Source organism: Paraburkholderia sp. SECH2, from assembly GCF_030464795.1.
In the GTDB taxonomy this organism is placed as follows: Bacteria; Pseudomonadota; Gammaproteobacteria; order Burkholderiales; family Burkholderiaceae; genus Paraburkholderia; species Paraburkholderia aspalathi.
Map to the genome: position 1 here is coordinate 148,319 of NZ_JALPRH010000001.1, position 17,492 is coordinate 165,810.

Genomic DNA, 17,492 nt, shown 5'->3' on the forward strand with positions numbered 1-17,492 from the left:
TCAACATCAAGAGAACTGCGAGGCACCAGCCGATGAATCAACCTATGTCACGCGATACGCCCGCCATCGAGATGCGCAACGTATCGTGCCGTTTCATCTCTCCGGATGGCAAAGCGACGATCGCGTTGCGCGACTTCAGCATGTCGGTGGCGCGCGGCGAGTTCGTCGCGGTTGTCGGCCCGACGGGTTGCGGCAAGTCGACCACGCTCAGCATGATCACCGGCTTGCTGAAGCCCACCACCGGCGAAGTGCGCGTAATGGGCGCACCGGTAGACGGCATCGACCCGCGCATCGGCTTCGTGTTTCAGGCGGACGCCGTGTTTCCGTGGCGCTCGGTCATCGACAACGTGGCGGCCGGCCCGCTCTATCGCGGCCGCTCGAAATCCGCCGCGTACGACGAAGCCAACGAATGGCTGCGCCGCGTGGGCCTCGACAAGTTCGGCAAGCACTACCCGCATCAACTGTCCGGCGGTATGAGAAAGCGCGTAGCGCTGGCGCAGACCTTCATCAACAAGCCGGAAATCCTGCTGATGGACGAGCCCTTCTCGGCGCTCGACATGCAGACGCGCACGCTGATGCAGGACGAACTGCTGCAGCTGTGGGGCGGCGCCGGTTCGGTGGTGTTCGTCACGCATGATCTGGAAGAAGCGATTGCGCTTGCGGATCGCGTGTTCGTGCTGACCGCGCGTCCGGCGACGCTGAAGAAGGTGTACGAAATCGATCTGCCGCGTCCGCGCGTCACGTCGGAAGTTCGCTACGACCCACGCTTTATCGAAATCTCGCGCGACATCTGGCACGACCTGCGCGAAGAAGTGCAGATCGGATAACCCAAGGAACGGCAAACATGTCTACTACCCCTCAACAGACGATGCCTTCGGGCATCGATCCCGCGTCGCTCGCGCAAGTCGAACGCGTCGCGCAAAAACGTATCCGCCAACGTCATGCGCTGGTGATCACGCTGCGTATTGTCGTGCTGGTGGTTGTGCTCGGCGGATGGGAATTGTCCGCGCGCCTGAAGTGGATCGATCCGTTCTTCTTTTCGATGCCGAGTGCGATCTTCGATCAGATCATCGACTGGTTCGTGAACGGCACGTCGCAAGGACCGCTCCTGACGCAGGTGTGGGTCACGCTCGAAGAAACCGGGCTCGGCTTCATTATCGGTTCGGTGGCGGGCGTGTTCTGCGGCATCGTGCTCGGGCGCAACAAGCTGCTCTCCGATGTGTTCAGCCTCTACATCAAGATCGCCAACTCGATTCCGCGCGTGGTGCTCGGCTCGGTATTCGTGATTGCGCTCGGTCTTGGCATGGCTTCGAAGGTGGCGCTGGCGGTGGTGATGGTGTTCTTCGTCGTGTTCGCCAATGCGTTCCAGGGTGTGCGTGAAGCTGACCGCTACATGATCGCGAATGCGCAGATTCTGGGTGCGTCGCGCCGTCAGGTGACGACCTCGGTGGTGATCCCGTCGGCATTGAGCTGGATTCTCGCCAGCTTGCACGTGAGCTTCGGCTTTGCGCTGGTCGGCGCGGTGGTGGGCGAGTTCCTCGGCTCGAAGCAAGGTATCGGTCTCTTGATCTCCACTGCGCAAGGCGCGTTCAACGCAAGCGGCGTGTTCGCGGCGATGATCGTGTTGGCGGTGGTCGCGCTGGCCGCAGACTACCTGCTGACTGCGGTCGAACAGCGGCTGTTGAAGTGGCGGCCCGCAGCGGTTTGAGTTGAACGTCAGGTCGTAAAGGGAGAAAGGGCGCCGTCGGCGCCCTTTTTTTCGCGATGCGCACAAGAGCGCATTAACCAAAGCACTCTTCTTTTGTTGCAAATCTCGCAACAAACATTAGCTGAATTGATGATTACTCCGGTCAGATCGCAAAACTACAATGGAATCACTGACTACGAACAACACCGCTCGTAGCAAGATAAAGACCGAACTGGAGGTAGTTCATCATGAAATCGCTCATTCAAGCCGTTGTTGTCGCCGCTGTGCTGGCCGCTCCTGTTGCCTCGTTTGCGCAGTCCAACCAGCCCGTGACCCGCGCCGAAGTCCGCGCGCAACTGATTCAACTCGAAAAAGCCGGCTACCAGCCGGGCCGTTCCGACCCGTACTACCCGGCTGACATCCAGGCTGCGCAAGCCCGTGTCGCCCAGCAAAACGGTACCGCAGAAAGCAGCTACGGCGGTGTGGCGAACGGCTCGTCGCAGTCGAGCCAGCCGGTTCCGATGAGCGGTTCGAAGTCGGTTTATTTCGGTAACTAAGCTGGTAACTGAGTTGCCAACCAGGCCGTCCAGCGGATCGAGGCAGAGGCCACGCCGTCTGCCCTGATCGACCGCTAAGCCCGCAACACAGCCGCACGCTCTGATTCAAACGAACTGGCCCGCGACCGAGTATCCCCGATCGCGGGCCAGTTCTGTATTCGATACCTCCGTCATCGGGCTCCCGATGACTTCGCCTGGACCTTCAAGGTCTGGGCGCTTTTTGTTTATGTCGTGCTACGTCTGGCCTGAGCCTTAGCGGCGCCAGGCTGCTTGCGTTATTCGCGAGCGATCAGATCGCCCACCTGGCCACGACCCGTGACGAGACAACTCGACAGGAAATTTTCACCCTGGCTGCTGGCCCCGGCGTCACCGAAACCCTTTTTCAACGCATTCGCTTTGACCAGCTCCGCGCCCTGGTGGCACGTAATTGTCCCCATCTCTCCGGCTTGGGCGCGCATTAGCGCTCTATCCGCCATCAAATAGCCAAGCAACAACACCACTGCAATATTGAACGCTTGTCTCATGAATCGTCTCCTCTTTTGAAGAGACTAACGCGAACCATCAATGCAGGGTGCCAGGGGTTTCCCGATTGCTGGCGATTCAATAATGCGGATTAAGTTGAAAGGCAATGCCGCGTAAATCGGCTATGCGGCATGACTGAATCCACGTTAAAACCATCGCAACCCGCGCTCAGAATCGAGCTTCGATTTGCTTGATCCGCTTTTCAACCGACGCCCGCACCAGACCATTCGAAGGCACCAGCAGCAGTGAAGACGCAATGATTTGATACACCTGATTGCGCCGCACTTTAGAGACCTTGGCCGGGTCGAGCCAGTCATTGTTATCCACCAGCAACAGCAGCGTGTCGAGGCCAATCAGGATCGGCCACAAGCAGGCGAGGCGCAAACGCACTGAAAACGCGGGAATCGCCAGCGTGTAGTCCAACGCTTCGCGAAAATGATCCAGCGACTTGCGCACGAGTTCGACCATCAGCGGCCGGGCGCGAACGGAATTTGCCGGCTGCAGGAGGTCTTGTGCGCTCAGACCAGATTGATCGAGCATCGTCTGCGGAAGGTAGCAGCGGCCGATCCGCAGATCCTTGCCGCAATCGCGCAGCACGTTGGTCATCTGCAGCGCTTTGCCGAAACGCACGCCGCGGCGCGCCATGATCTCAGGCCGCTCTTTCAGTGTGCCGGGCATGTGCGCGTAGGTCATGGTGGTCCAGAATTCGCCGACGCAGCCGGCCACCAGGTAGGTATAGCGGTCGAGTTCTTCGTACTCGCAGAGCGCGGCGATCTGGCCGGAACGTTCGTCGGGGAACGTGCGAAGGTCGAATTCCATGCCCTCGGTCAGCGTCGACACGATCTCGCGCACGGCCTTACGGTCGGACTCGCTCAGTTGCGACAGCACCTCGAGCGCAGGTCCTAGCGACTCGAGCAGCACCTTTTCATCGGACTGGATCTGTTGGCCCGCCACTTCAGTGGCCATGCGCTGGAGCAGCGCGCCGTCGTTCGGGGCGCCGTTGATCTGGTCGCGCAGCGACAGCAGCATTGCAAGGCGTTGCTCGGGCGAGATCAGCGAGGTATCCGCAATCGTGTCGGCCGCGCGCGCGAGCAGGTACGCGAGGCCGATCGGATCGCGCATCCCCGCGGGCAGCACGCGCAGGGTGAGATAGAAGGAGCGTGAAACGCCTTTCAGGAGCGGGCCGAGAAGAAAGGCCCGGGTCGGATTCGGCATGAGTGGGATTAGGTCAGTATTGGGCAAGAATCAGGCGCTGCCGAATTGTATACGGCGAAGCGCCTTTGCCGTGCGACGAGAGACCCAGGGTTAGCGAACGATGCGTGCCTTACGTCGCGCCACACGCAGCCGCGTAAATCACGGCGGGGTCGCGCTGTGCCGCGTCGTACATCGCTTCGACGAGCGCCGCCCGATGCGTGAGCACCGCGCGCTGATTGATCGACCCTTTGTCGGTGATCTCGCCGAGATCGAGCGAAGGGGCGACGTCCATCAGCCGGATACGGGCGATCGTCGTCGCGCCGCCAGTCGCACCGCGATTGAGCGTTGCCAACAAGGCTGCAAAATGCGCGCGCACGGCGGGTGCTTCGATCACCTCACGCGCGCTGGCCGACAAAGGCAAACCAGCCAGTCGCCGGCAATCGTCGAGCCGCGGAAACACCAGCAAACCCACGTCGTCGCGATTCATCCCGGTAACGACCACGTCCTGCACGTACGGCGCGCCTTCGGAAATCACGCGAGCCCGCATCGGGCCGACGCTGACGAAGGTGCCTGAACTCAGCTTGAAGTCCTCGGCGATGCGACCGTCGAACAGCAGCCCGAGTTCCGGTCGTTCGATATCGACAAAGCGCAACGCGTCGCCGCTGCAAAAGTAGCCTTCTTCGTCGAAGACGCTGTCCAACTCCGCGGAATTCGCGCGCCAATAGCCGGCCATCACATGCGGTCCGCGATAACGCGCTTCCAGTTTGTCGCCGACCGGCGCGAGTTTGACCTCACAGCCAGGCGCCGGTGAGCCGACATAGCCGGCGCGCATGATCGGACCTGTGGTGAACAGACAAGACGGCGAGGTCTCGGTCATGCCGAGTCCGGCCATGATGCGAATGCGCTCGCCGCAATATTGTTCGGTGACGCGTTCGAGCCGGTCCCACGCCGCCTGCGAAAGCCCCGCGCCCGCGAAGAAATACACCTTCACGCGCGAGAAAAACGTCTCACGCAATTGCGCGTCCTGCTCCAGCGCGATGGCCAGTTCTTCCCAGCCCTTCGGCACGTTGAAGTAGATCGTCGGTGCGATTTCACGCAGGTTGCGCAGCGTTTCTTCGAACTTGCCGTTAACCGGTTTGCCGTCGTCGATATAGAGCGTGCCGCCGTTGTAGAGCGCGATGCCCGCATTATGGCTGCCGCCGAAGGTGTGATTCCACGGCAACCAGTCAACCAGCACCGGCGGCACGTTCGCGAACTCAGGAAACGTTTCGAGCAGCATCTGCTGGTTGCTGCACAGCATGCGGTGCGTGGTCGGCACGGCCTTAGGCAGTTTGGTCGAGCCTGACGTGAACAGAAACTTGGCGATGGCGTCCGGACTCAACGCCGCCTGAACGGAATCGACTGTGGTGGGCGTTGTATTCAGCAGGTCGCCGAATGAAGTCACGCTGCGCGCCGCCTGCGGTTCTTTGGGTTCTGTTGCAGCGACGACTTCGACGTCGGCTGGCACCACGGCATCGATCGCCCTCGCAAAGGTGTCGTAGCCCGTTGCGAAGACCAGGCCCGGCGTCAGCAGATCGATCGTATGGCGCAGCTTGCCGAAGTCGCCGGAAGCGAGCGCATACGCCGGGGAGATTGCCGCATACGGAATGCCGGCCCACATCGCGCCGAGCGCCAGTTGCAGATGCTCGAGATCGTTGCCCGAGAGAATCACGACCGGACGCTCAACGGAGAGATCACGCGCCAGCAGCGCTTGCCCAATCGCGCGAGCACTTTGCAGCGCCTTCGCGTAGCTCAGGCCGATCCATTGACCGTCACTGCCGCGTCGCGCCGCCAGCCAGCGCTCCGGATGTTCGCGCGCGCCGCTCGCGAGCCGGTCGGTCATTCGTTGTGGGTGTTCGCCGAGCGGCTCGGCAGCGCGCAAATACCACGTGTCGCCGTGCCGTTGCGCGTGCAACGATGACGCGCCGATCGTCGTCGCGCGGTAATGCGTCGACGCGTTGTCGTGCGCGATGGAAGTGTTCGGTTGTCTCGGCTCGGAATGCAACGCCTGTCTCCATGGAAAGCAGTCTGCGCCCCGTTCTCTGTGGCGGCGCGACCTTCCTTTAACGCTCCAACGCGGTCATTCGACCGCGCACAATCAAATCGGATAGTGCCGCGGGCCGGTCTGAATCGTGATCCAGCGCAGGTCAGTGAACTCGGCGATCGACGCCTTGCTGCCAAAGCGCCCATAGCCGCTCTTCTTCACGCCGCCGAACGGCATCTGCGCTTCGTCGTGCACAGTCGGCCCGTTGATATGGCAGATACCCGATTCGATGCGTTTCGCCACATTCAACGCGCGCGATATATCGCGGCTGAATACTGCCGCGGAGAGACCGTATTCGCTATCGTTGGCGACCTGAATCGCTTCCTCGTTACTGTCCACGCGCTGCACCGTTACCACCGGGCCGAAGGATTCCTCGACATAGAGCAACATGTCCCGCGTCACGCCGTCGACAATCACCGGTTGCATCACGGCGCCTTCAACCGAGCAGCCGACCGGTAGCTTCGCGCCCTTCTCATGCGCGTCTTCAACGAGCGCCCTGATGCGCCGCGCGGCCGCCACGCTTTCGAGTACGCCGAGCACCGAATCGGCCGCAGCGGGATCGCCCGCCTTCAGGGTTCGCGCTTTGGCCGCGAGCTTCTCGACCAGCACGTCGGCGATTTTGCGGTCGACGATCAGCCGCTCCGTCGACATGCAAATCTGCCCCTGGTTAAAGAACGCGCCAAACGCGATGCCGTCCACCGCCGCATCCAGATCGGCATCGTCGAGCACCACCACAGGCGCCTTGCCGCCGAGCTCGAGCAACGCCGGCTTCAGATGCTGCGCGGCATGTTGCGCGACGATGCGCCCAACTCGCGTCGACCCGGTGAAATTGACCCGCCGCACCGCCGGATGCGCGATCAACCTTTCGACGATCGCCGGCGCATCTTCAGCTGAATGTGTGATGACGTTCACCACGCCGTCTCCGAGGCCGGCTTCCTGCAACACACTGCCGATCAGTCGATGCACACCGGGACAGCCTTCGGAAGCCTTAAGCACGACTGTGTTGCCGCACGCGAGCGGCATGGCAATTGCCCGTGTGCCGAGAATCGCCGGCGCATTCCACGGCGCCATGCCGAGCACCACACCACACGGCTGGCGCACGGCCATCGCGAGACTGCCCGGCACATCCGACGGAATCACGTCGCCGTCGATCTGCGTGGTCATCGCAGCAGCTTCGCGCAGCATATTGGCGGCCAGCATCACATTGAAGCCGTACCAGTTCGGCATGGCGCCGGTTTCTGCCACACCGGTTTCGATGAACTGCGCGGTGCGCGCATCCATCAGATCCGCTGCAGCCAATAGACGTTTGCGACGTTCGGTCGGCGCCAACGCGGACCATGCCGGGAACGCGCGCGCAGCGGATTCGACCGCCGCATCGGCGTCGGCCAACGTGGCGGCAGCCGCACGCGAAGCCGCCACGCCGCTCGCGGGATTGATCCGCTCGAAGGTTCTGCCGTCCGATGCGCCACGGCTCTCGCCGCCGATCAACAATGTCACTTCATGCATGTGTCTCGTCTCCTCGCTATATCTCTCGTCCCGCCAGTCTTCCTGCGCGTGTATCTGCCTGACGCTACCTTAGCGCCGGCGATCGCTCAGCGCTTGTAGGTTTGCAGACCCGGCTTGATCGCCTTCTCGTCGAGGAACTGCTTCAGGCCCTGCTCGCGGCCGCCTTCGGGATCGCGCAGTTGTGCCTGATCCAGCTTGGCGTACAGGTAATCCTCGTTCTGATCCCAGGTCAGTTCACGGCAACGCTTGAAGCCATGCTTGGCCGCGCGCAGCACCACCGGATTCTTCTGCAACAGCTTGCCTGCGAGAACACGCGTCGCCTCGCGCAGTTCGGCACGCGGCACGCTGTTGTTGACGAGACCCATCCGCGCGGCTTCCTGCCCCGTGAACGTCTCGCCGGTCATGATGTAGTAAAGCGCCTGACGATGCCCCACGGTATCCGCCATCGCCTTGCTCACCAGGTTGCCCGGCGGAATGCCCCAGTTGATTTCGGAGAGGCCGAACACGGCTTCGTCAGCGGCGATTGCGAGATCGCACGCCACCAGCGGCGAGAAGCCGCCACCGAAGCACCAGCCGTTGACCATCGCGATGGTCGGCTTCGCGTACATGCGCAGCAACTGCCATTGCCAGCGGCATGCATCGCGGCGAATCTTTTCTTGCAGGATTTCCGGGCCTGCGTCCACTTCACGGAAATATTCCTTCAGATCCATGCCGGCGGTCCACGCGTCGCCCTCGCCCGTCAGCACGAGAACCTGCGCTTCGGCGTCCAGTTCGACTGCCTCGAGGACCTCGATCATTTCCTTGTTCAAAGTCGGGCTCATCGCATTGCGCTTCTCCGGGCGATTGAACGTAACCCATGCGATGCCCTCTGCCACATCGACCTTGACGGTTTTCCAACGACCTTCGTAACTCATCTACTTTCTCCGTGAATGTTGACCCCTGCAGCGGCCCGATGAGTGCATTTAATATCAGGCTACCTGATATGTAAAGCGGAATTTCGCTGACTCGGTGCAAACCCCTATCGGTCGAATTAACGCAGAGGCGCGCTAAGATGCAGGCTAGACCGGACCTCCAGCCCACCATGAGCAAAAATCCAGATTCGCCCGCCGAACCCACCACTACGCGTACCCGTCGCCCGCATCTGCGGTTGGCCTACGTGATCGGAAGTCTCGACCGCATCCTGCGGCGCCGCATGACCGAAGCACTCGCACCACTCGGTCTCACGCTTTCGCAATTCACCGCGCTTTCGGTGCTAGACGCAAAGGGGCAGGCGTCCAATGCGCAAGTGGCCGAACGCTCCTTCATCACGCCGCAATCGGCCAATGAAGTGATGAACGCCATGGCGAGCCGGAACTGGGTCAGCCGCGAGCCGGACCCGACGCACGGCCGCATCGTGCTGCTGCAACTGACCGATGAAGGGCGGGCCGTGCTGCGCGAATGCGAGCAAGCGGTGAAGACGATCGAGAAACAGATGATGGAAGGTCTCGAGCTCGACACGGCCGGCGTCGTACAAACTCACCTCGAAACTTTCGTGCGCAACCTGCGCGACTAACTTCTCCGTCTTTGCAAATTGCTAGGTGTTTTCACCGAAGCATTTGCACTTGTATTATCAGTCTACCTGATATTAAATCCTATCCACGATGCAGCGTGTGGAGACGCGTTGCATCGCGTCGAATCAAACGGACAGCAACGCAGACATCGAACCGATGTGCTGTGCGCTGCGGCTTTCGCCGGGCGGTTCTTAAACATTCCTCGATGACCTCGACGGCGGTCTGAGTCCCGTTTCATCGAGCCGGTCTGGAACACCGGACCGCCCCGGCATTGAGCAAACGCAACCGTCTCTGCGCCAAGCCGGCACACCAGACGGCGGCTCCGCACCTGTCGCTCTTCATCGACGCCGGAAAACCACGCATTTTAATAAGGATCACTAACGTGAAAAGAGCCGGAATACTACCCTCGACAGAGAGCCTTGCAGGACGGGCGACGTCCAGCCGGACAAGCGCCTTTGTCACACTCGGATTGTGTTTTGCCGTCGCGTTGCTCGAAGGGCTCGATCTGCAGTCAGTCGGCATCGCCGCGCCACGGATGGCGCGCGAGTTCGGTCTCTCGGTCGGGCAAATGGGTCTCGCGTTCAGCGCCGGGACCTTCGGCTTGCTGCCGGGTGCGATGTTCGGCGGACGGCTTGCCGATCGGATCGGCCGCAAGCGCGTGCTGGTGATTTCCGCATGCCTGTTCGGCTTGCTGTCGATCGCAACCGCGCTAGTAAGCGACTTTCACACGCTGGTGATCGTGCGGGTGCTGACGGGCATTGGTCTTGGCGGTGCATTGCCTAACCTGATCGCGTTGTCGTCAGAAGCGGTCGAGCCGCGCTCGCGCAGCACCGCCGTGAGCGTAATGTATTGCGGCATTCCGTTCGGCGGCGTGATCGCTTCGATGATCGGCGTGTTGAGCGCGGGCGACACCGAGTGGCGGCACATCTTCTATGTCGGCGGCGCAGGGCCGCTCGTGCTAGTGCCGCTGTTGCTCGTGTTTCTCGCGGATTCGAAGGCATTCACTCAAGCCTCCCGAGACGGTCAGGCGAAGCCCGCGCCGGTGGGCGAAATCCTGTTCGGCGGTACACGCGGCCTCTCGACCGTGCAGATCTGGGTCAGCTATTTCTGCACGCTGATCGTCCTCTACTTCCTGCTCAACTGGCTGCCTTCGTTGATGGCCGCAAGCGGTCTGTCACGCGCACAAGTGGGCTATGTGCAGATTTTCTTCAACATCGGCGGCGGCATCGGCGCGTTGTGCATCGGCATGTTGATGGACCGGATGCGTTCGGGTCTCGTCGTGGCGGGCATGTATGTCGGGATCATCGCGTCGCTCGCGGCGCTCTCGATGGCGCCCGGTTTCGGCGCGCTCGCCACCTCCGCTTTCTTCGCGGGGATGTTCGTGATCGGCGGGCAATCGGTGCTGTACGCACTCTCGGCCGCGTTCTATCCGACTGCCATGCGCGGCACCGGCGTCGGCGCGGCAGTGGCGGTGGGCCGTATCGGCTCGGTGGTCGGACCGCTGGCAGCAGGTCAATTGCTGGCGATGGGGCGCAGTTCGTCGACGGTGATCGGCGCGAGCATTCCCGTCACGCTGATCGCCGCCGCGGCTGCGCTGTTGTTGCTACGCCGTCCGCGTGCTGACGACTGACCGGACCAGGCAAGAAGACTCAAGAAGATTCAAGAAAACCCACCAACAACAACCACATTCGATCAACGGTTTGGAGACACCCAGCATGCAAGCATCCACACGCATTCTTCTTTGCAGCGCATTGTGCGCCGTCAGCGGCGCCGCGGCGGCTCAATCGAGCGTAACGCTCTACGGCATCATCGACACCGGCATCGAATACGTATCGCACGCAAACGCCGCGGGCAAAAGCGTCTTTCGCATGCCGTCGGTCACCGGCGAACTGCCTTCGCGTTGGGGCCTGCGCGGTAATGAAGATCTGGGCGGCGGCTATAGCGCGGTATTCACGCTGGAAAGCGGTTTCAACGTGCGCGCCGGCGATCTCGGTCAGGGCGGCCGATTGTTCGGACGTCAGGCATTCGTCGGCATCAAGAGTCCGTACGGCACCGTTTCGTTCGGGCGACAGTACACGATGACGTATCTCGCGCTGATGGGCGCGGACCTGATTGGTCCGGACATCTACGGGCTGGGCTCGCTCGACGCCTACGTGCCGAACGCCCGCGCCGACAATTCGGTGAGCTACCTCGGCACTTATGCGGGCGTGACGCTTGGCGCGAACTATTCATTCGGCCGCGACGCAGCAGGCACCGGCAACTCGCCGGGCCAGGGCACCTGCATCGGCTCTGTCGCCGGGCATGCAACGGAATGCCGTGAGTGGTCGGTGATGTTGAAGTACGACGCGCCGCTGTTCGGCGTTGCGGCGTCGTATGAAGAGCAACGCGGCGGGAGCACTGCTGCGGCGAACTTCTTCGACGGCGTTGCGCCCATTCCGCTCACCAATGCCACCGACAAAGACATTCGCACCCACGTCAGCGCGTACGCCAATATCGGCAAGGCAAAGATCGGCGCGGGCTGGCTCAATCGCCGGGTCGAACCGTCGGCCGTCACGATTGCAGCCGTGCGCTCGAATCTGTTCTTCGTGGGCGCCTCGTACTTCGTGACGCCGGCTTTCATCGTCGACGGCGAGGTCTATCACATCACCAATAGCGAGCACGACACGCGCGCCACGATGGGCACGCTGCGCACCACCTATCTGCTGTCGAAACGCACCGCCGTCTACGCGCAGGGCTCGTATCTCGCCAACAGTGCGAAGGCCCGCTACTCGGTCAGCGCCGGTGGCGGCGGCACGACACCCACGGCGGGCACCGGCCAGACCGGCGTAATGCTCGGCATTCGTCACTCGTTCTAGGGGATACCGCATGAAGCACACATCCATCGCACTGGCTGCAGCAGCGGCACTGACTCTCGCCGCGTGTGGCGGCAATGATGTCAGCGACCCGGCCACCACGAGCACGAATGCCCTGCCACAACTGAATGCGGCGACTCCCGGCACACTCGCCGGCAATTGCGCCGCGCTCGCCGCGAAACTCACGTTCACCAACACCGTCTTCACCTCCGTGTCAGACGTCGCGGCCGGCACGCTCAAGGTGGCCGGCAAACCGATCGCCGAGCACTGCCTGATCCAGGGCAGCATGAATCAACGCGTGAGCGGCCTCGATGGCAAGACGTACGCCATCGGCTTCGAGATGCGCCTGCCGCTGGCATGGAACGGGCGCTTCTTCTATCAGGCCAATGGCGGACTTGATGGGAATGTGGTGACCGCTACCGGTGAAATCGGCGGCGGCGGCCCGACCAACGACGCGCTCAACATGGGCTTCGCTGTAATCAGTTCGGACGCAGGCCACAGCGCGTCGCAGAATCCGCTGTTCGGCCTCGACCCGCAAGCACGCCTCGACTACGGCTACAACGCGGTCGCCACGCTCACGCCGATGGCCAAGCAGGTGATCAAACTCGCCTACGGCAAGGGGCCGGACCGCAGTTATTTCGAGGGCTGCTCCAACGGTGGCCGTCATGCCTTGGTCGCGGCGGCACGTTCTTCGGCGCTATACGACGGGATCATTGCCGGCGACCCGGGCTTCCACTTGCCGAAGGCGGCAATCGGCGAAATGTGGAGCGCGCAGCAATTGGCCAAGGTGGCGACCGCCGCAACCACGAACGGCCTGCCCGACATCACGACCGGCTTTACCGCAGCGGAACGTCAGATGGTGGCCTCGAAGATACTGGCCAAATGCGATTCACTCGACGGCGCCAGCGACGGCCTCATTCAGGATATCAAGGCATGCCAGGCAAATTTCAGCCTGGCGACAGACGTACCCATCTGCACGAACAACGTGCGCGACGGAACCTGTCTGACGAGCGCGCAGAAGGACGCGATCGGCAACGTCTTCTCAGGCGCACGCAACAGCGCCGGCACGGCCTTGTATTCGAGCTTTCCATACGACGCCGGGCTCGGCCCGGGCTGGTCGGCATGGAAGCAGGCGAACTCGATCACCCTTGATCCCGCCGCAGCGGCATTCACGTTCACCACGCCGCCACAGAGCGCATCGGTGTTGAGCCAGTTGTCGGCCTACGCGCTGAACTTCAGCATGGATACCGACGCGCCGAAGATCTTCGCCACGAGTGGCGTGTATAGCGAGTCCGCCTGGTCGTTCATGACGCCACCCGACGAGACCAACCTCAGTGCGTTGAAGCAACGCGGTGCAAAGCTCATGGTTTATCACGGCACGAGCGACCCGGTGTTTTCGTCGAACGATACGACCGACTGGTACCAGCGGCTCACGGCAGCCAATGGCGGCGACGCCTCGAACTTCGCCCGTCTCTACACGATCGCCGGCATGAACCACTGCTCCGGCGGTCCGAGCACCGACCAGTTCGACATGCTCACGCCGATGATCGCCTGGGTCGAACAGGGCAAGGCGCCGGACAGCGTGGTCGCCACCGCGCGCGATGCGAGCAATGTCGTGCCGAACACGGACGTGCCGGCCGATTGGGGTGCGGGACGCACGCGGCCGCTCTGTGCGTATCCGAAAGTCGCCCGTTATCAAGGCGGCGATATTAATGCCGCGAGCAGTTTCGCGTGTAGCTAAGGCGCAACTGGCTCATTGCCGCGCCATTACCGACCGAGCAGAAAACGCCTCATCCTCGCGCATGACGGGCACTTTGCATGCGCGAGGGATATCTCGTCTCCTCCATTGCCGTGCCCCCTTCGTTGCATCGATTTGAAAAAAACACCGCCACGCTTCCACTGCACCACCCTGTAAGCCACCCTCTCCCGCGCCTCTTGCGCACGCTACGCGCTGGCCTCTCCCTTGCTGCTCACCAAGCGGGAGGCGGCTCCAGCCAGGTTCCCCCTCACCGAATGCCGACACGCTTAGCGCCGCCCACGACCAGGAACGCGAATTGCTGGCGCGGTTAGGTTGAGCGACGCACCTCCGCTTGATTTCATTTGCAAGCTGTCGCTCCTCCGTACTTTGAACGACATATCGACAATGACTATCCACGAATCTCAGACACCTTCCCGCTCCAACATCGAAACAGGTGTCCCCGGTTTCGACGAGATCCTGGGCGGAGGTCTGGTCAGCGGCGGCGTCTATCTGCTGGAAGGCATGGCCGGTGCAGGCAAAACGATTCTGTCGAGCCAGATCGGCTTTCATCGTGTCAGCAAGGGCGAAAAAGTGCTCTACGTGACCCTGATCGCCGAGTCGCACGACAAGTTGCTGGCGCACCTCAAAGGCCTGAGCTTCTTCGACGAAACCGCCGTCGCGCAGCAAATGCTGTTCGTGTCCGGCTATCACGAGCTGATGCAGGACGGTCTCGATGGCTTCCTCAAGCTGATTGCGTCGAGCATTTACGACCATCGGCCGAGCCTCATGATCATCGACGGCTTTCGCAGCGCACGCGAATTCAGCGAAACCGAATTGTCGCTATCGAAGTTCATCCACGAACTGAACGCACTGGCCGCGGCAATGGATTGCACCACGCTGTTGCTCGCGCCGCTCTCCGGCAACGAACCGCACCCTGAGCACACGCTGGTTGACGGCCTGATCGAGCTGAACCGCTATAACGACGGCATGCGCCGTGGACGCGAAATCGAAGTGCACAAGATGCGGGCGCGCAACCATCTGATGGGCAAGCATTTCTTTCGCATCGCCGAAAGCGGGCTTCTGATGTTCCCGCGCCTGGAATCGCAATGCGCCGCGCAACCGGGCCCGGTCGATCTGAAAACACGGCTCGGCTTCGGTCTCCCGCATCTCGACAATCTGCTCGGCGGCGGTTTTGCTCAAGGTTCCACGACCACGCTGATCGGGCCGTCAGGTGTCGGCAAGACCCTGCTCTGCCTGCAGTTTCTCGCGGCCGGCGTGGCGCGCGGCGAACGCTGCGCGTACCTGGGATTTTACGAAGGGCCGCAGCGGCTGGTCGGCAAAGCCGAGGCCGTCTCGATCGATCTCGCCGACGCGTACGACGACGGCCGCCTCATGATTCAATGGCAACCCGCCATAGAACTGGCGATCGACGAACTCGCGGCGGTTGCGCTTGCCACGGTCAAGCAGAGCGGTGCGAAGCGGATCGTGATCGACGGCGTGGAAGGCTTTCGCGATTCCGCCTTGCGAACCGAACGCTTCGGCCTGTTCCTGAATGCCTTGCTTCATCAACTGAGGGAAGCCTGCGTCACCACGATACTGACTGAGGAGTTGCCGCTTTACGCCGATCCCGGACACGCGAAGAGCGTGCGGGTCTCCGCCTTGACCGAAAACCTTGTGCTGCTGCGCTACGCCGAAACGGACACGGGTTTGCGACGCATGATTTCGGTGGTCAAGCAACGCGAAAGCGCGCACGACACGTCGCTGCGCGAGCTCCTCATTTCGTCTCAGGGCCTCGACGTGATCGAAAGCCCGCTCAGCCCCGCCAACGTGGTTTCAGCGCAAGGCCTGTCGGCCACGCTGACGCCGCGACGAGAAACGTAGCCACCCATGAAAACCATTCTGGTCGTGGACGACGAGTTCGACATCCTCACGGTCTGGCGACTGTTGCTGGAGCGGCATGGCTATGCCGTATTGACGGCCTCCAACGGGGCGGCCGCGCTTGAACAGATCAACAAGACCCGGCCCGACATCATCGTGTCGGACTGCATGATGCCGGTCATGTCGGGGCTGCAACTGTGCGCCGCGCTTTACAACGACCCCAATCTGCGCGCGATTCCGATCATCCTGTGCAGCGCGGCCGCGGATATCCCCGTGCAACCGAATCCCAGCATCGCATACGCGCGCAAGCCGCTTTCCTTCGACGCCCTTCTCGCGATGTTGCAGCGAATGGGCGTTTGACGGCTAGGTAAAACCCCGATTCCTGGCAGACGCCACACGGACTAATCTCGGCACACCCATTAAATAGAACGTCGTTCTGTTAGACAGAACGATACAGCGAGAGACTCCTAGGAGGATTCCATGGCAAGCCTGCCGATCGAAGCACCCGGCGCGTCGCCCGATTCAAGCGCCGGTGCGCAGGGACTTACGACCGGCATCAACGCGCGCATCGACCGACTTCCCGCGACGCGCACGGTATGGATGCTGGTATTCCTGCTGTCGATCGGCGGCTGGTTCGAGTTCTACGATCTGTTTTTTACGGCCTATGTCGGCCCGGGCCTCGTCAAAAGCGGGCTCTACGCGACGACCACCGCGTCGTTCTTCGGCGTGGCCGGGCTGGGCGCTTTTGTAGCGGCGTCGTTCGCGGGACTCTTCATCGGCACGTTCTTTTTCGCGGGCATGGCGGACCGCTATGGCCGCAGAACCGTGTTTACCGTTTCGCTCCTGTGGTATTCCGCGGCCACACTGATCATGGCGCTGCAAACCAGCGCGCCGGCTATCAACCTGTGGCGCCTGATCGCGGGCATCGGCGTGGGCGTCGAACTGGTGACGATCGACACGTACGTCAGCGAACTCGTGCCGAAACATCTGCGCGGCCGCGCGTTCGCTTTCGTTCATCTGGTGCAGTACACCGCCGTGCCGTCGGTCGCCCTGCTTGCATGGTGGCTGGTGCCGCAAACGCCGTACGGCGTCGACGGCTGGCGCTGGGTCGTGATCATCGGCGCGCTCGGCGCGGTCGTGGTGTGGGCCATTCGCCGGCGCGTGCCGGAAAGCCCGCGTTGGCTCGCGCAGCAAGGCCGCGCCGCCGAAGCGGAACAGGTCCTGCAGGCGATTGAAGCGAAAGTCGCGAAGCAATACGGCAAGCCATTGCCCGCCCCTGTCCCAACAGTCGAGCCCGCCACCACGAAGGCGGCCTTCCGTGAAATCTGGCAGCCGCCGTATCGCAAACGCGCGATCACGATGCTCGTGTTCAACCTGTTCCAGGCGATCGGCTTCTACGGTTTCGCGTCATGGGTGCCGACTTTGTTGGTTTCCAAAGGCATAACCATCACGCACAGCCTGATGTACTCGTTCGTGATTGCAGCTTCGAATCCATTCGGACCGCTGATCGGCATGGCGATCGCGGACCGCATTGAACGTAAGACCTTGATCGTGTTGTCGGCACTCGGTATCGCCGTGTTCGGCAGTCTGTTCGCGACGCAAACCTCGCCCGCCATGCTGATGACGCTCGGTGTGTTGATCACCCTTAGCGGCACACTGCTCTCGGTCGGCTATCACGCGTATCAGACCGAACTGTTCCCCACGCGCTTGCGGGCCCGCGCCGTCGGTTTCGTTTATTCGATGTCGCGTTTATCCGCGATGTTTTCCGGCTTCATGATCGCCTTCGCGCTGCGCCACTTCCAGGTGCCGGGCGTGTTCGCGTTGATCACTGTGTCGATGGTGATGGTGATGGGCGCGATCGGCATCTTCGGGCCGCGTACCAACAATCGCAATCTCGACGAAATTTCGCATTGAACGCATTGAAC

15 protein-coding genes are annotated in these 17,492 nt (G+C 61.9%); 10 read left to right on the top strand and 5 right to left on the bottom strand.

Going from position 1 to position 17,492, the window contains the following annotated elements; translation table 11 throughout:
• The first annotated feature begins 32 nt into the window (after nt 1-32).
• From M0D66_RS00690 to M0D66_RS00700, 3 genes are all read left to right on the top strand, one after another.
• Nucleotides 33-827 carry an ABC transporter ATP-binding protein gene (locus tag M0D66_RS00690; protein ID WP_097395642.1) on the top strand — a complete coding sequence of 265 codons (795 nt, stop codon included), beginning with the start codon at nt 33-35 and terminating at the stop codon, nt 825-827.
• 17 nt (nt 828-844) lie between these two features.
• Complete coding sequence (locus M0D66_RS00695) at nt 845-1,708, top strand: ABC transporter permease (RefSeq protein ID WP_054035533.1); 864 nt, start codon at nt 845-847, stop codon at nt 1,706-1,708.
• A gap of 227 nt (nt 1,709-1,935) precedes the next feature.
• Nucleotides 1,936-2,244, top strand: coding sequence for a DUF4148 domain-containing protein (locus tag M0D66_RS00700; RefSeq protein ID WP_211705932.1), 309 nt, complete (start codon nt 1,936-1,938; stop codon nt 2,242-2,244).
• A 275-nt stretch (nt 2,245-2,519) separates the two neighbouring features.
• On the opposite strand, the gene M0D66_RS00705 is transcribed toward M0D66_RS00700, so the two are convergent.
• The 5 genes from M0D66_RS00705 to M0D66_RS00725 all read right to left on the bottom strand — a co-directional run bounded on the left by M0D66_RS00705 (nt 2,520) and on the right by M0D66_RS00725 (nt 8,463).
• Entirely contained in the window at nt 2,520-2,768 is a 249-nt protein-coding gene (locus M0D66_RS00705) for a hypothetical protein (RefSeq protein ID WP_093637584.1), read from the bottom strand.
• A 166-nt stretch (nt 2,769-2,934) separates the two neighbouring features.
• Nucleotides 2,935-3,981 (bottom strand): phytoene/squalene synthase family protein, encoded by a 1,047-nt coding sequence (locus M0D66_RS00710; protein WP_211705933.1) that lies wholly within the window; start codon nt 3,979-3,981, stop codon nt 2,935-2,937.
• A gap of 109 nt (nt 3,982-4,090) precedes the next feature.
• The gene (locus M0D66_RS00715) at nt 4,091-5,929 is read right to left on the bottom strand and encodes a feruloyl-CoA synthase (protein ID WP_244869728.1); all 1,839 of its coding nucleotides are present in this window, start codon (nt 5,927-5,929) and stop codon (nt 4,091-4,093) included.
• A gap of 168 nt (nt 5,930-6,097) precedes the next feature.
• Nucleotides 6,098-7,549 (bottom strand): aldehyde dehydrogenase, encoded by a 1,452-nt coding sequence (locus M0D66_RS00720; RefSeq protein WP_266208845.1) that lies wholly within the window; start codon nt 7,547-7,549, stop codon nt 6,098-6,100.
• 86 nt (nt 7,550-7,635) lie between these two features.
• A complete protein-coding gene (locus M0D66_RS00725; protein WP_093637597.1) occupies nt 7,636-8,463 on the bottom strand; it encodes a p-hydroxycinnamoyl CoA hydratase/lyase in 828 nt (275 codons plus the stop codon).
• 167 nt (nt 8,464-8,630) lie between these two features.
• On the opposite strand from M0D66_RS00725, the gene M0D66_RS00730 reads away from it, so the two are divergent.
• From M0D66_RS00730 to M0D66_RS00760, 7 genes are all read left to right on the top strand, one after another.
• Nucleotides 8,631-9,101, top strand: a complete 471-nt coding sequence (locus M0D66_RS00730) for a MarR family winged helix-turn-helix transcriptional regulator (RefSeq protein WP_175049047.1) — start codon at nt 8,631-8,633, stop codon at nt 9,099-9,101.
• Nucleotides 9,102-9,481: 380 nt separating this feature from the next.
• Nucleotides 9,482-10,729 carry a 3-(3-hydroxy-phenyl)propionate transporter MhpT gene (gene mhpT / locus M0D66_RS00735; protein ID WP_211705935.1) on the top strand — a complete coding sequence of 416 codons (1,248 nt, stop codon included), beginning with the start codon at nt 9,482-9,484 and terminating at the stop codon, nt 10,727-10,729.
• Nucleotides 10,730-10,814: 85 nt separating this feature from the next.
• Entirely contained in the window at nt 10,815-11,954 is a 1,140-nt protein-coding gene (locus M0D66_RS00740) for a porin (protein WP_211705936.1), read from the top strand.
• 10 nt (nt 11,955-11,964) lie between these two features.
• Nucleotides 11,965-13,692, top strand: a complete 1,728-nt coding sequence (locus tag M0D66_RS00745) for a tannase/feruloyl esterase family alpha/beta hydrolase (RefSeq protein ID WP_211705937.1) — start codon at nt 11,965-11,967, stop codon at nt 13,690-13,692.
• Between the two features lie 402 nt (nt 13,693-14,094).
• Nucleotides 14,095-15,570, top strand: coding sequence for an ATPase domain-containing protein (locus M0D66_RS00750; protein ID WP_093637615.1), 1,476 nt, complete (start codon nt 14,095-14,097; stop codon nt 15,568-15,570).
• Between the two features lie 6 nt (nt 15,571-15,576).
• On the top strand, nt 15,577-15,927 hold the full coding sequence (locus M0D66_RS00755) for a response regulator (RefSeq protein WP_093637618.1): 351 nt from the start codon (nt 15,577-15,579) through the stop codon (nt 15,925-15,927).
• Between the two features lie 120 nt (nt 15,928-16,047).
• Nucleotides 16,048-17,481, top strand: coding sequence for an MFS transporter (locus M0D66_RS00760; RefSeq protein ID WP_093637622.1), 1,434 nt, complete (start codon nt 16,048-16,050; stop codon nt 17,479-17,481).
• The last annotated feature ends 11 nt before the right edge of the window (nt 17,482-17,492 follow it).